Genomic DNA, 13,542 nt, shown 5'->3' on the forward strand with positions numbered 1-13,542 from the left:
AGCGCAAACCACACACACTTATGGAATTTAAGTCAAACACACTTTATCACGTGTACAACAGGGGAAATAATGCTCAAAAGATCTTTTTCAATTATGGCAACTATGTTTATTTCCTAAAAAAGATAAATGATCACCTGCTCAAACATTGTGATCTCTTAGCCTATTGCCTGATGCCGAATCACTTTCATTTACTGATCGAGTCAAAAGAAAATATGCAGGAAAATTCGATCAATAAGGCTATTCAAATTATTTTGAGCTCTTATTCACAGGCAATTAATAAGCAGGAAAATAGAACAGGTTCATTATTTCAACAACACACAAAGACTAAATCATTAGAAAACAACACGCAACATGCAGAAATTTGTTTTCACTATATTCATCAAAATCCACTGCGTGCAGGTTTGGTGAGAGCGATTGAAAATTGGGAGTTTAGTTCAGTAAAAAGCTATGCACTGGTGAGAGCCGATAAAATGTGTAATTTGGAAAAAGCACGACTACTGTTGAATATTCCTGAAAATGGTGTCGAATTTTTAAAACTATCAAACCAGGTTATTGAGAAGGAATATCTGGATAAAATACTTTAAGTGACCCTACGGATGTCATTTATCACGCTGTTTCATATCCGTCCGACGGCCAAAAAAGCCGTCGGACGGAGCAAACCCGTCGGATGGCTTTTTCCGCCATCCGACGGGTAAATAACATTAACATATTAGTACTATGAGCACCCACCTATTTAATAATCAAGTTGCCATTGTGACCGGCGCGGGCCAGGGAATTGGATTTGAGATTGCCAAACAACTAGCATTGAAGGGAGCTTGTGTAATTTTAAATGATGCCCACGCCGAGCTGGCAACAGAGGCCGCGAACAGCATCCGTGCCCTTGGCGGCGAATGCGTTGCTTTTTCCGGAGATGCCTCCCAAACAGAAATTATCGATGGCATGGTTGATGAAGCGGTACGCTGTTTTGGAAAACTTACCATCGCGGTAGCCAATGCCGGAATCACGCTGTTTGGAGACTTCTTTGATTACCCGAAAGAAAACTTACAAAAAGTACTGGAAGTCAATCTAATGGGCTCCTTTTTGTTAACCCAGGCAGCCGCCAGGCAAATAAGGTCACAAAAATCCGGCGGAAGAATTTTACTGATGTCGTCCGTTGTCGGACACCAGTCGCATCAGTTTCTGGGCGCTTATGCCATGACCAAAGCCGGGCTTGAAATGCTGGCCAAAAATCTGGTACTGGAATTATCTCCGCATGGCATCACGATCAATGCCGTTGCGCCAGGCGCCACGCTTACGGAAAGAACGTTAACAACCGACCCGACCTATCCTAAAACCTGGTCGGCCATAACACCTATGGGACGGCCTGCCATTTGTGAGGATATTGCCAATGCGGCCTTATTCCTGCTTTCCCCGTATTCAGGGCATATCACAGGACAAAGTCTGATCGTAGACGGTGGATGGACATCGGTGAGTCCCCTACCCGATCTTAGCAATATGGATGTCTGAAAAAAATTAATTACTCGCCTAAACCTTCCGCAAACAACTGAGCTTCCAGATCGTCTATATTTCCTTCCTGGGAAATAAAAAGTTCTCTCGGTTTTGCGGAAGAAACAGGCTTCACCGTCATAAAATTACGGTATTGTTCATCCGAAATAATTCTCAATTGAAGCGCTCTTTTCAGTACGATCGGGAAAGGCACTTTGAAAAAATTGGCAATATCAGAAGCTAAAAAACCTGGAATTTTGGAAATATCATCCCTGAAAAAACTCTCTACGTCTTTGAAAGGCAGCAATGCGTCAAAAATCAACTGCTCCGAGCGATTGGCAAGCGAAACCGGATTGGCATAAGAACTATGCAGCCCCAGTGATACGGTCAGTAAATGAATATGATAATTCCGCTCATTAAACTCCAAAGCAGCATTGACAAAGACCCAGCCTTTCTGGTGATACATCGCCGAGAATCCTTTAAAGGCTGAATCGACATGATGCAATTGAGCAATCTTGATTCCCTCGGGATAGGGCAGCTTATGCCCGATTTGGTGGACAATATCCTGTGCATACGATACATCAGCCACTTCACCGGCCGGTTCAATCACCCAGTCGCCATTGACAAGTTCTTCAAATAACTGATCCGCTGCCCGCTGACATTCTATTTGTCCCAAATGCAAAATAATTCTATTGCCGCGGACTGAAAAATCGAGTGGAAGCTGATTTTTTATTTGTTTTCTGGCCATCTTTTGTGAAGTGTTAGATATTATTTTCAAAGATACATTCTTCCGCCTTTCACCACAATAGCCGCAGGCACTTTATCTCTTCCATTCCAGTGTGTTAAGCAAATGGATCATATCCTTTTGTATAAAATTGATCACGGGCGTTAAAGAATCATTTTTCGTGGCTGTGGAAAAATATATGGCACCTCGCAGAAAATGCGTAGTACTGTCGGTTGTATAAAACTGATAAGGACTTGGCACGTCACCTTCAATTTTAAAAATCATGGCCGTCAAATTATTTCGAGTCATTAATTTTTGCTCCTGAATCGAAGAAGCCCGGACCTGATGTTTCCCCGTTAACTTGAACGAGTCATTGATATAGTTTCTCAACAGTGTCTGATTATTCCTAACGGGCTTATAAGTCAGTTGGATGTTGGCCTTAAATTGGGGGTAATAAATAAATATCCAATCTTTTTCGGCAAGCGCAAAGGTGTCCGGAAGGATTTCAGCCGATTTCGAGTACTCAAATGAATAAGGATGGTTTTCCGTCAGTTTTTGATAAAGCTGTTCCGGCAGGTCAATACGGTTAAAACCTTTGGGTTTTGGTACATAGGCCTGCTCCTCTTTTCCACAGGAAAAAAGAAAAACCGACAAAAAAGAAAGCATTAGGATAAAAGCAGGAAAACGATTTTGCATTGATTTGGGATTTCTCTAAACGGAAATTTTGCCTGCAAAGCTAACGAAAAGAGCTTTATAATATTTTGACTTATTGATTTACCGTAACAGACAAAAGCAAAAAGGGAAGCCAGTCTTTGTCAGACCGGTTCCCTTTTTATTTGAAACATGAACATACCAATTATTCCACAGTCACGGATTTAGCAAGATTTCTTGGCTGATCCACGTTTCTGCCGCGCATCACCGCGATGTAATAAGACAACAATTGTAAAGGAATCACAGACACGAGCGGTGTCAGGATTTCATGTACTTTCGGCACCTCAATTACAAAATCAACCATTGTCGGAATTAACGTATCTCCTTCCGTCACAATGGCAATCACGCGCCCCTTACGCGCTTTTACCTCCTGAATATTTGAAACTATTTTTTCATAAGAACTGTCTTTCGTCGCCAGAAAAACAACCGGCATATCCTCGTCAATCAGGGCAATGGGGCCGTGTTTCATTTCCGCGGCTGGATATCCTTCGGCGTGGATATAAGAAATCTCTTTCAGTTTTAATGCACCCTCCAGTGCAACCGGAAAATTCAAACCACGTCCCAGATAAATGAAATTGCGGGCATAGGTAAAGATGAAAGCGATTTCCTTGATTTTGGCAGCATTTTCAAAAACCTGCTCCACTTTAGCAGGGATCGTTTCCAGTTCTACCAAAAGCTGTCGGTATGTCTCCTCTGAAATCGTTCCCTTTCTTTTAGCCGTAGCGATCGCAATCAGCGTCAAAACTGTCACCTGGGCCGTAAAAGCCTTTGTGCTCGCCACCCCGATTTCGGGCCCTGCGTGGGTATAAGCACCCGCATGCGACGCCCGTGCTATGGAAGACCCGACAACATTGCAAACACCAAAAATCGTCGCTCCTTTTGATTTGGCGAGCTCAATAGCCGCCAGGGTGTCGGCCGTTTCACCGGATTGTGAAATGGCAATCACGATATCATTTTCCTTGATTACAGGGTTTCTGTAACGGAATTCCGAAGCGTATTCCACTTCAACATTAATCCGTGCCAGTTCTTCAAACAAATATTCGGCCACCAGACCGGCATGCCAGGATGTACCACAGCCAACGATGACAATTCTCTCCGAAGCAGCCAGCTTATCAATATAATTGGCCAGGCCGCCCAATTGCAAATGTGCTTCGTCCGCCCTTACCCGGCCGCGCATGCTGTCGGCAATGGAACGTGGCTGTTCAAAAATTTCCTTAATCATGAAATGGTCGTAACCGCCTTTTTCGATGGTTTCCAGTTCCATTTCAAGTTTCTGAATGTACGGTACTTTTTGGGTGTTATCCAGATTCTGAATGCTCAGTTTTCCATCGCGGACCACGGCCACTTCATAGTCATCCAGATAAACCACGTCTTTGGTATATTCAATAATCGGTGTGGCATCAGAAGCAAAAAAGAACTCGTCTTTACCAACGCCAATCACCAACGGACTTCCTTTCCTCGCCGCAATCAGCTGATCCGGAAAATCCACGGACATGACAACGATCGCATAAGCCCCAACAACTTCCAGCAAGGCAAGCCTTACAGCTTCTTCCAGTGAGGTTCCCGTTTCCTTTTGAATGTCTTCAATAAAATGGATCAGTACTTCGGTATCCGTGGCGCTTTGAAAAACGTGTCCTTTTTGTATCAGATTTTGTTTGATCGCTGCGTAATTTTCAATAATACCATTGTGAATGATAGCCAGTTTCCGGTCGTTGGAAAAATGCGGGTGTGCATTCACATCGTTAGGTTCTCCATGCGTTGCCCAACGCGTATGGCCGATCCCGATTTTTGCATTCAGGTTCTTATCGGTAAGCTGGCTTTCCAGGTCAGACACCTTTCCTTTTTTCTTATAAATATTCAATTCCGAGTCTTCTATCAACGCAACGCCAGAACTGTCATAACCCCGGTATTCAAGTCTTTTGAGACCTTTGATAATTAATGGACAGGCCTCTCTATTTCCTATGTAAGCTACAATTCCGCACATATTTTGAATAATTAATTGTTAAATGTGTATACAGTATTGAGTGCAAATAAATAGCAATAACAATTCGATAACAAACAAAATACTAGAAATTATCCAATTCCCAGAGAGTGCTCGAACACACCATAGCATATTCATTATGAAGCCTTTACATATTAAAAAATATTAAAAAATAAAGATAGGATCATTTCATGACGTTCTGGAAATTTACCGGTATCGGCGAAACTGGTTATGCAGGCAAAACAATATGGCACAAAAAAAGCGGCGACCAGAATCTGATCGCCGCTTTTCATCTATTTAAAAATCTTAACTCATTAAATCAGTATAAAGATTGTAATATGACTCCGAGAATTTCTCTTCCTCTTCGTCAAGCTCTACACGCTTCGGCGCATCGTTGAAAATCTGGTTAAGACTTTCGCTGCAATGCTCCTCCGCTTTTACAACTGCATCTGCATAAGCGCAACCGATTTTAACAAAACCTTCAAAATCTGCTGAATGAAGATGTGATAAGGCTTCATCACTCACATCCATTGCTTTTGCCTTGCTTTGTAAATCCGCGTCGAATTTATAATCAAAAGCATTATTATGCACAGTAAACACACTTTTCGTATCCTTAAACATGGGATCGTTACGGTATGTTGTTTTAAGATATAATGGAATCAAAGCGGTCATCCAGTCGTTGCAATGCACAACGTCAGGAGCCCATCCAAGTTTCTTAACTGTTTCTAAAACACCTTTGCAAAAGAAAATCGCACGTTCGTCGTTATCATCGTAAAAGTTATTCTCCTTATCGAAGAACACGGATTTACGGTGAAAATAGTCATCGTTATCTATAAAATAAACCTGAAGCTTTGCGTTTGGGATAGAAGCAACCTTGATAATAAGTGGTTTTTCTTCATCACCAACCGTAATATTAATTCCTGACAATCGAACTACTTCGTGAAGCCTGTTTTTACGCTCATTGATTAGACCAAATCGAGGTACCAAAATTCTTATCTCTGCACCGCGCTCCTGCATTGCTTGCGGAAGTCTTCTTACATAATCGGCAACATCTGTGGTCTGGAGAAAAGGATTGATTTCACTGGCTACATACAAAATTCGTAGTTTGTCCATAGATATTTAAAGCAGTTTGTGAAAAAAAGTTTTGCAAAATTACATAAAAAAAACTGCATTTTCAATAGAAATTCAAAACTAATTGTAATATTGCGCAGAGTTTGGGCATATCTATGCCAAATATTTCAGAAACCCCAGCGAACAGGCCGGATTAACCTATTATACAAACGAAAAAACATGTTGTGTTTGTATTGATCCTGCACCTTCCTATATATAACACTTTTCATGGAAGTTTTTACTTCAATTCATAGCTTAAAAAAATTTCTTTTTCATCAGCGTCTCGACAACAAGACTGTCGGGCTCATTCCAACCATGGGTGCGTTGCATGAAGGACATATCTCACTGGTAGAAACCGCAAAACAGCAAAACGATATTTCGGTCGCCAGCATTTTTGTAAACCCTACCCAGTTCAACAACCCGGAAGACCTGGCAAAATATCCCAGAACGCTGGAAAACGACTGTGTAATGCTTGAAAAAGCCGGTGCCTCCGTTGTATTCGCCCCGTCCGTGACAGAAATGTATCCCGAACCGACAACGCTTACCATGAATTTTGGTTTGATCGAAACCGTGATGGAGGGAGCCTCCCGCCCCGGTCATTTCAATGGTGTTGGCGTAGTGGTTTCCAAGCTTTTCAATATTGTACAGCCCAATAAGGCTTATTTCGGCCAAAAAGACCTGCAACAGGTGACGGTAGTAAAAAGACTTGTCGCAGACCTTTCCTTTAATCTGGAACTGGTTATTTGCCCGACCGTGCGGGAGGATGACGGACTCGCCATGTCGTCCCGTAACCGCCGCCTGAGCCAGGAAGAACGCGCACACGGTCCGATTATCTATAAAATTCTGATGGATGCCAGGGAAAAATTGATTTCCGGTGATGATACCGAAGAAGTAAAAGAGTCCGTCAGGATCGAGTTTAATGCCATGGCTGGCTTCGAGCTGGATTATTTCGAGATTGTCAATATCGAATCTTTGCAGCCCATTCATATTCTCGGTGGCGCCGGCACCACGGCACTTTGCATCGCCGCTTTCCTAGGACCTGTCCGATTAATTGATAACATCATATTTTAACATTCTGTCAAATACAAAAGGCCTCCGATCGGAGGCCTTTTGTATTTGACAGAATGTGCAACTACTACAATTTCCAGTCACCGCGATAGGTGCGTTTCACAAACTGATTCGCCTCATCGAAGTTGGTAACCTTCATACTTTTTCCATCCCATAGCAATTTCTTACGTCCTGGGTAATCAAAGCCCTTACCATCGGCTCTTGCCGCACGAAGGTTATAACTGCGGATACCCAGGTTACCCATAATAACCGTTTCCGTAAGCGGGCCAGCGTAGTCAAATGACGATGTCAATGCTTTGTGCTCCTTGCTTTGGTAACCGGCTTTACAAGCGTCTGACCATGAAACATGATGTCCAAACTCAGGCATTGGCGTATATTTGTTACCAAAATCTCCCTCTTTGTATTCCAGTTTGGTACCATTTTTCAGGTATACTTTCGGAGCTTTCCCGTAAGTGCCGCAAGTCATCACACCTTTTTCACCGATCAACAACACACCGTTGCTGCTATCCGGCTCACCCAGCGGATCATTGGCAGGAATCAAATCCGGGTGGAAAGGACGCAATCCACCGTCATGCCAGGTTAAGGTCACTTCCGATTTATTAATCTTGTTGGCAGGGAATTTCAACTGAACGCGTGACGACGGAGGGCAACCTTCCGGAATATACTCTGCAGTCCAGTCTTTAATAAACACTGTACCTACACTACATTCAAGTTCGGTAGGATAACCAAGTCCCAATGTTCTGAAAGCAGGGTCGATCAAGTGACAGCCCATATCGCCCAACGCACCGGTACCGAAATTCCACCAGCCGCGCCATTTGAATGGGTGCCATGCCGGGTTATAATCTACCCAATCCGCACAACCAACCCAAAGTTCCCAGTCAAGTTCCTCCGGCGTTGGCATTTTCCCTACCGGCACGGGAATACCTTGCGGCCACACCGGACGGTTGGTCCATACGTGCGCCTCATGCACATTCCCGATCAGGCCTTTTTTGAACCATTCCTTCATCTGAACCTGTGCAGGATTGGAAGCACCCTGGTTTCCCATTTGTGTCACAACCTTATATTTCCTCGCTGCTTCGGTCAGCATACGCGCCTCATATATATTGTGCGTCAATGGTTTTTGTACATAGACGTGTTTCCCCCGCTGCATCGCAGTCATCGCAATGATGGCGTGCATGTGATCCGTTGTAGAAACGGTAACGGCATCTATATCCTTATCCATTTCATCAAACATGCGTCTGAAATCCTTATATTTTTTCGCGGTCGGATGTAATTCGAAATTCTTTTTAGCCTGGCCCCAGTCCACATCACAAAGCGCTACCAGATTTTCCGCCCCTTTATTCCAAGCATTATTGGTATCCGAAAATCCCTTTCCTCCCACACCTATACCGGCAATATTCAGTTTGTCGCTAGGTGCGATAAATCCTTTGCCCAGAACATTTCTGGGCACAATAAAGAAACTTCCCACTGCCGCCGCGGTAGTTTTCTGAAGAAAGTCACGACGCGTGACACCGTTTGGTTTATTCTCTGTACTCATCGGGTTTTAGTCTTAAAATAAATTAATAATAGTCAAAAGCGTTGTCAGACTCATTCATACTGAATTGAATTAATCAGGGCTTAAATATAATGATGTTCGAATATATTGCCGCATCCGTTTCCATTAATTGATGATTAAGATTCTGCTCCAGACTTATCATCCAGATTACCTGCTCATTAACACGGATTTATTCTCTGTTTAACCGCTGTAAAGGAAGATCGGAATGGCGCTGGGAAAAAATTGGAACTCCCCCGAATAGCCCGATGTTTTGAAGGCGTCGTATAATTCCTGTAACTTTGCAGGATTGGTATGTATATTATATTAATATTCACTCATCTAGCTGAGTAATGCAAATAACATTGATGAAATCGAAGATTCACCGGGTAAAGGTGACTCAGGCGGAATTGAATTACATTGGAAGTATCACGATTGACGAAGATTTGATGGATGCCTCAGGTTTAATTGAAAATGAACAGGTGCACATCGTTAACAACAACAACGGAGAGCGGTTTGTGACGTACGTGATCAAAGGAGAACGTAAATCAGGAATGATTTGCCTGAACGGTGCCGCTGCAAGAAAAGTAGCGATTGGCGATATTGTGATCATTATCTCCTACGCCAGCATGACACCGGAAGAAGCAAAAACCTTCAAACCGATGGTCGTATTCCCTGATCATAACAATCAGGTAATCAGTGTAACGGCCAGAGGTTAGTACAAATCTTATCACGCATCAATATTCTAATTTTATGAAAAGCGCTCTTCGCTATATTATCTCGCTTGGACTGGCGGGTGGCTTGATCTGGTTTGTATTCAAGGATATAGATCTGGCCGATATGCTTACCAGATTCGTTCAGGCAGATTGGCGTTGGATTGCACTTTCATCGTTTCTTTTACTCTGCGCCCACGTTACAAGAGCCTGGAGGTGGGGAATGCTTATGGAGCCGCTGGGTTACAAACCGAGACTTCTTAATAGCTCTGTCTCAGTTCTGACGGGTTATTTTGCAAACTATATTGTGCCCCGCATGGGCGAGGTAACCCGTTGCGGAACATTATACAGGCTTGAAAGGATTCCCGTAAACCTGAGTTTCGGGACGGTGGTCGCTGAGCGTATTTTCGATGTAATCATTCTTCTTGGATTGATAGGACTGAACTTTATCCTGGAATTTGACAGGTTAAGCAGTTTTTTTACGGATATTTTTCAAAGTAAAATTCAGGGAAACGGATCAGTCGACTCCGGCCCCAGTACCCTGCTGATCCTGACAGGTATTGTTTTTCTGGGGATCATTGTAGCGACTATCGTAGTTTTCAGAAGTGATGCTATAAAAAATAAGTTGTTGCAAAACCCGATTGTTCAAAAAATTGCTGGGTTTCTGAAAGGAATGCTCGAAGGCTTGTTAAGTGTACGGAAACTCAAAAATCCGGGACTGTTTTTTCTCAGCACGGCCATCATCTGGATCTGTTATTATCTGGTTTCCTACGTTTTGTTCTTCTGTATCCCGGAAACCTCGCAGCTTGGATTATTAGCAGGGCTTACGTTGCTCGTTGTAGGCTCGATTGGTATGACAGCCCCAACGCAGGGTGGCATCGGGGCTTATCATTTACTGGTGGGCAGCGTTATGGTTTTATACGGACTGACCCAAAAAGATGGCATTACACTGGCGACCTTCATTCACGGAACGCAGATGTTGTTTATGCTGGTGGTAGGCGCCCTGGCATTTCTTTATGTTTTGATCCAGAATAAAACGGCTGATGAACCGACCGTAGCAACGACAAATCACTAAATCCTTTATAAATCCTAATTCCCTTTTCAAGAATGAATGCGACAGAGAGTAAAATTTTACGCGTAGAAGAAGCAAAAACGTTAATTGAGGATTGGCAAAGAGCCGGACAGAAGGTGGTTTTTACCAATGGCTGTTTTGATATCGTACATTTAGGTCATATCGACTACCTGGAAAAAGCACATGCACTGGGCGGTCGTCTGGTACTTGGCCTGAACACCGATGCGTCGGTAAGCCGGTTAAAAGGTCCGTTGCGTCCGGTTGTGAACGAATACGCGAGAGCACGTTTAATGGCAGCTTTGTCTTTCGTAGATGCTGTCATTTTGTTCGACGAACCTACCCCAAGTCAGTTAATCGAGGCCCTAAAACCTGACATTTTGGTAAAAGGTGACGATTATACAGTAGAAACTATTGCTGGTGCAGATTTTGTTCTTAATTTGGGGGGAGAGGTAAAAACAATAGCTTTGGTAAAAGGTTATTCAACCTCAGCACTTATTGAGAAGATAAAAAAAGGATATTAAGAGGAAATATATCTTCGGAAGTAAGTAGCTGACATTTCCCTCTTATTGTATTAATGAAAGTTTAATTTTTCGTAACAAAACTAAAAGAGAAAATATGGGTGCTTACTTAATTATTATTCTCGTCATGGGCATTAGCTTTTATGTGCAATGGCGTTTAAAGAGTAAATTTGAAGAATATTCGCAGGTCGGGCTAAGTAATGGCATGAGTGGTCGCGAGATTGCTGAGAAAATGCTTAGAGATAGTGGTATTTATGATGTACGGGTTGTTTCTGTTGAAGGCCAACTGACGGACCACTATAATCCACAGGATAAAACAGTTAACCTGAGCCCTGATGTATTTCATGGACGCAGTGTCTCAGCAGCAGCTGTGGCATCCCACGAATGCGGTCACGCAGTTCAGCATGCAACGGCTTATCAGTGGCTGAAATTCAGGTCCCAGATGGTTCCGTTTTTAAGTTTTTCATCGCGTTATATGCAATGGGTTATTTTGGGAGGAATCTTGTTGTTGCAGACCACGCCGATCCCATTAGCCATTGGTGTTGCGCTTTTTGCAGCGACAACACTATTTAGCTTTATCACACTTCCGGTGGAATATGATGCAAGTAATAGGGCGTTGGCCTGGATTCAGCAAAACAGAGTCGTGAATGAAAGGGAATATGTGATGGCCGCAGACGCGCTTAAATGGGCAGCCAGAACGTACCTCGTAGCAGCAATCAGCTCTTTGGCCACCTTGGTTTATTACGTAAGCATTTTGTTGGGCAGAAGAAATTAACAGACAAGTTTATTCGAATTTGGAATATACGGAGCAGTCAAGTTTTGAAAACTTGGCTGCTCTTTTTTTGATGGCTATCTTTGATCATACTTCAGCAACTTTCAATCAAAAAGCTGTTAATCAAAACACCACGCCATGGATTCCATATCAGAAGCACGCCGCCATCTTGCTAACGCGAAAGAAATATTAAGGGATAAAGCGCGAAAAGAAGATGACCGTTATCAGGATAAAAAATACATCAAAATGGCAGGACATACGGCCTATACCGGCGTGTTGTTAGCATTGGACGCTTTGTTTGGTAATAAGAAAAAGAATGCCAGAAAAAGCGTTGAGTGGTATCAGCTGGAGTTATCCCGAATAGATAAAAAAATTACGGGTTCATTTGCTGATGTTTATGAAATCCTGCACCTCTCCATGGGTTACGATGGTGTGCAGAATGCAAAAGTGATCATCATCGGCCTTCAGGAAGCTGAAAATATTATTAACTGGACGGAGCAAAAAATGGCAAAAGCGGTTGCTTGACTTCCCTCTTTTTACATATCTCATTGCAGAGCTATACTCATTTTCTTTGATTCCAATAAATCACAACATTATGTGTGGAGCGTCCGGAAGCGACAACGTCTAAATCACCATCACCATCCAGATCAGAAACCGTCAAATCCTCACAGGCGATTTTAATCTTATCATCCAAAGAATATTCCTGCCACTTTTTCCCTTCCGGATCCATACCCACAAACATTCGCACGCCCATAATATCCGCCACGTTTGGATTCCTCCAGCCCACTACAATCTGATCACGGCCCTGTCCAAAAAAGTCCGCGCAAGCCAATGCGTGTCCTTCCTTCATTTTATCCGTCAGAACGGTCCGGCTATCCTTGGAATAAACCACGAGCGAGTTCCCATGCATTGGTTCAACGGTAGCGGAAAAGAGCTGATTTTTACCCAAAGTACCCATCCTGATTTCTCCCACCCCCTGCCCCGGCACCATCCAGTTTCCTGACGGCGCCCAGCCGTCCACCCCATTCAGGAATACCTGTACACCTTCTTTACCTGCAACGGCCAGACCAGCAAAGCGGCCAGACACCTCCATAGGTTGAAAATTATGCGTCATGTGCATATTGGTTTCCACCAGATCATATCCCCAAAGCCCCTTTCTGTTTTCAGGAACATCAAAAGCAATCATTTTTACGCCTGCGCCAACCCCGCTGGCATTCCCTTCTCCATGCAATGGCAATACAACGAGCTGAAAAGTTTCATCTGTTTTTTTCACCCAATGCATTCGGTGTATCGTAACCTCGTGATGCAGCCGAACCGGGTGCCATAATTCGGTTCGATTTTCACCGGGGGCCAAATAAAATACTGCGCCCGATAGTTTATTATTTTTTGTTTCTGACGGATTCCATTGCGCGCCCACGGCCACTTCCACTTTCCCGTCACCATCAATATCCCGGGCAGCGATACATACGTTATCCTGTTCGGTAAGATCTTTCGCAATCACATAACGGATCCATTTCGCGGTCTTCTCGCCCGGATTTTTGTACCAGACAATTTCCTTTTTATCTGCCAGCAGAATATCCGGTTTCCCATCACCATCGACATCCCCCGTCACCACCCCATAGCCGATGCTGATCTCGTCATCAATCACTTCTCCTTTAAAAGTTGCCGTTTGCCCGTTGGTTTTCAGGTGAAAGAGTAAAAAAATGATGCCGGATAATATTTGTTTTTTCATAGATTAAATTTTCAATTTTCACTTCAAAAGAAGCCATTAAAGCCTACTTTTTCACAATATACTTCAAAAAGATCGTTAGCCACATTTCAAAACATACATTTTTGCGTCGCTTTGTTCTGCTTTTC

At 43.3% G+C, this 13,542-nt stretch carries 14 protein-coding genes; 8 read left to right on the forward strand and 6 right to left on the reverse strand.

Annotated elements, in window-relative coordinates:
- Positions 1-20 precede the first annotated feature (20 nt).
- Together RB622_RS10890 and RB622_RS10895 are read left to right on the forward strand one after the other, a co-directional pair.
- Positions 21-584 carry a transposase gene (locus RB622_RS10890; protein WP_308046573.1) on the forward strand — a complete coding sequence of 188 codons (564 nt, stop codon included), beginning with the start codon at positions 21-23 and terminating at the stop codon, positions 582-584.
- Positions 585-717: 133 nt separating this feature from the next.
- The gene (locus RB622_RS10895) at positions 718-1,506 is read left to right on the forward strand and encodes an SDR family oxidoreductase (protein ID WP_308046574.1); all 789 of its coding nucleotides are present in this window, start codon (positions 718-720) and stop codon (positions 1,504-1,506) included.
- Between the two features lie 10 nt (positions 1,507-1,516).
- Here the strand turns inward: RB622_RS10895 and RB622_RS10900 are convergent, their stop codons facing one another.
- The 4 genes from RB622_RS10900 to RB622_RS10915 form a co-directional block, all read right to left on the reverse strand.
- Positions 1,517-2,233 (reverse strand): hypothetical protein, encoded by a 717-nt coding sequence (locus tag RB622_RS10900; RefSeq protein WP_308046575.1) that lies wholly within the window; start codon positions 2,231-2,233, stop codon positions 1,517-1,519.
- A gap of 72 nt (positions 2,234-2,305) precedes the next feature.
- Positions 2,306-2,905 carry a gliding motility lipoprotein GldD gene (gene gldD, locus RB622_RS10905; RefSeq protein ID WP_308046576.1) on the reverse strand — a complete coding sequence of 200 codons (600 nt, stop codon included), beginning with the start codon at positions 2,903-2,905 and terminating at the stop codon, positions 2,306-2,308.
- A gap of 160 nt (positions 2,906-3,065) precedes the next feature.
- Positions 3,066-4,904 carry a glutamine--fructose-6-phosphate transaminase (isomerizing) gene (gene glmS / locus RB622_RS10910; protein WP_308046577.1) on the reverse strand — a complete coding sequence of 613 codons (1,839 nt, stop codon included), beginning with the start codon at positions 4,902-4,904 and terminating at the stop codon, positions 3,066-3,068.
- Positions 4,905-5,207: 303 nt separating this feature from the next.
- Positions 5,208-6,014: a glycogen/starch synthase gene (locus RB622_RS10915; RefSeq protein ID WP_254411917.1), complete on the reverse strand. Its 807-nt coding sequence runs from the start codon at positions 6,012-6,014 to the stop codon at positions 5,208-5,210.
- A 225-nt stretch (positions 6,015-6,239) separates the two neighbouring features.
- Here RB622_RS10915 and panC point away from each other — a divergent pair, with 225 nt between their 5' ends.
- Positions 6,240-7,082 carry a pantoate--beta-alanine ligase gene (gene panC / locus RB622_RS10920; RefSeq protein WP_308046578.1) on the forward strand — a complete coding sequence of 281 codons (843 nt, stop codon included), beginning with the start codon at positions 6,240-6,242 and terminating at the stop codon, positions 7,080-7,082.
- Between the two features lie 64 nt (positions 7,083-7,146).
- Here the strand turns inward: panC and RB622_RS10925 are convergent, their stop codons facing one another.
- Positions 7,147-8,616 (reverse strand): Gfo/Idh/MocA family oxidoreductase, encoded by a 1,470-nt coding sequence (locus RB622_RS10925; RefSeq protein WP_308046579.1) that lies wholly within the window; start codon positions 8,614-8,616, stop codon positions 7,147-7,149.
- 347 nt (positions 8,617-8,963) lie between these two features.
- Here RB622_RS10925 and panD point away from each other — a divergent pair, with 347 nt between their 5' ends.
- The 5 genes from panD to RB622_RS10950 all read left to right on the forward strand — a co-directional run bounded on the left by panD (position 8,964) and on the right by RB622_RS10950 (position 12,210).
- Positions 8,964-9,329 carry an aspartate 1-decarboxylase gene (panD, locus tag RB622_RS10930; RefSeq protein WP_308046580.1) on the forward strand — a complete coding sequence of 122 codons (366 nt, stop codon included), beginning with the start codon at positions 8,964-8,966 and terminating at the stop codon, positions 9,327-9,329.
- 34 nt (positions 9,330-9,363) lie between these two features.
- On the forward strand, positions 9,364-10,398 hold the full coding sequence (locus RB622_RS10935) for a lysylphosphatidylglycerol synthase transmembrane domain-containing protein (protein ID WP_308046581.1): 1,035 nt from the start codon (positions 9,364-9,366) through the stop codon (positions 10,396-10,398).
- A 32-nt stretch (positions 10,399-10,430) separates the two neighbouring features.
- Positions 10,431-10,916, forward strand: coding sequence for a D-glycero-beta-D-manno-heptose 1-phosphate adenylyltransferase (gene rfaE2, locus RB622_RS10940; RefSeq protein WP_308046582.1), 486 nt, complete (start codon positions 10,431-10,433; stop codon positions 10,914-10,916).
- 94 nt (positions 10,917-11,010) lie between these two features.
- The gene (locus RB622_RS10945; RefSeq protein ID WP_308046583.1) at positions 11,011-11,688 is read left to right on the forward strand and encodes a zinc metallopeptidase; all 678 of its coding nucleotides are present in this window, start codon (positions 11,011-11,013) and stop codon (positions 11,686-11,688) included.
- 135 nt (positions 11,689-11,823) lie between these two features.
- Positions 11,824-12,210, forward strand: coding sequence for a DUF5618 family protein (locus RB622_RS10950; RefSeq protein ID WP_308046584.1), 387 nt, complete (start codon positions 11,824-11,826; stop codon positions 12,208-12,210).
- A 37-nt stretch (positions 12,211-12,247) separates the two neighbouring features.
- Here the strand turns inward: RB622_RS10950 and RB622_RS10955 are convergent, their stop codons facing one another.
- Complete coding sequence (locus RB622_RS10955; RefSeq protein WP_308046585.1) at positions 12,248-13,417, reverse strand: VCBS repeat-containing protein; 1,170 nt, start codon at positions 13,415-13,417, stop codon at positions 12,248-12,250.
- Between the last annotated feature and the right edge of the window lie 125 nt (positions 13,418-13,542).

Source organism: Dyadobacter sp. LHD-138, assembly GCF_030929615.1.
Lineage (GTDB): Bacteria > Bacteroidota > Bacteroidia > Cytophagales > Spirosomataceae > Dyadobacter.

Excerpts from the sequence above, each read along its gene's own strand:
- gldD (WP_308046576.1), bottom strand. The coding sequence starts at position 2,905 with ATGCAAAATCGTTTTCCTGCTTTTATCCTAATGCTTTCTTTTTTGTCG.
- panC (WP_308046578.1), top strand. The coding sequence starts at position 6,240 with ATGGAAGTTTTTACTTCAATTCATAGCTTAAAAAAATTTCTTTTTCAT.
- RB622_RS10890 (WP_308046573.1), top strand. The coding sequence starts at position 21 with ATGGAATTTAAGTCAAACACACTTTATCACGTGTACAACAGGGGAAAT.
- RB622_RS10895 (WP_308046574.1), top strand. The coding sequence starts at position 718 with ATGAGCACCCACCTATTTAATAATCAAGTTGCCATTGTGACCGGCGCG.
- RB622_RS10900 (WP_308046575.1), bottom strand. The coding sequence starts at position 2,233 with ATGGCCAGAAAACAAATAAAAAATCAGCTTCCACTCGATTTTTCAGTC.
- RB622_RS10925 (WP_308046579.1), bottom strand. The coding sequence starts at position 8,616 with ATGAGTACAGAGAATAAACCAAACGGTGTCACGCGTCGTGACTTTCTT.
- RB622_RS10935 (WP_308046581.1), top strand. The coding sequence starts at position 9,364 with ATGAAAAGCGCTCTTCGCTATATTATCTCGCTTGGACTGGCGGGTGGC.
- RB622_RS10955 (WP_308046585.1), bottom strand. The coding sequence starts at position 13,417 with ATGAAAAAACAAATATTATCCGGCATCATTTTTTTACTCTTTCACCTG.
- glmS (WP_308046577.1), bottom strand. The coding sequence starts at position 4,904 with ATGTGCGGAATTGTAGCTTACATAGGAAATAGAGAGGCCTGTCCATTA.
- RB622_RS10950 (WP_308046584.1), top strand. The coding sequence starts at position 11,824 with ATGGATTCCATATCAGAAGCACGCCGCCATCTTGCTAACGCGAAAGAA.
- rfaE2 (WP_308046582.1), top strand. The coding sequence starts at position 10,431 with ATGAATGCGACAGAGAGTAAAATTTTACGCGTAGAAGAAGCAAAAACG.
- panD (WP_308046580.1), top strand. The coding sequence starts at position 8,964 with ATGCAAATAACATTGATGAAATCGAAGATTCACCGGGTAAAGGTGACT.
- RB622_RS10915 (WP_254411917.1), bottom strand. The coding sequence starts at position 6,014 with ATGGACAAACTACGAATTTTGTATGTAGCCAGTGAAATCAATCCTTTT.
- RB622_RS10945 (WP_308046583.1), top strand. The coding sequence starts at position 11,011 with ATGGGTGCTTACTTAATTATTATTCTCGTCATGGGCATTAGCTTTTAT.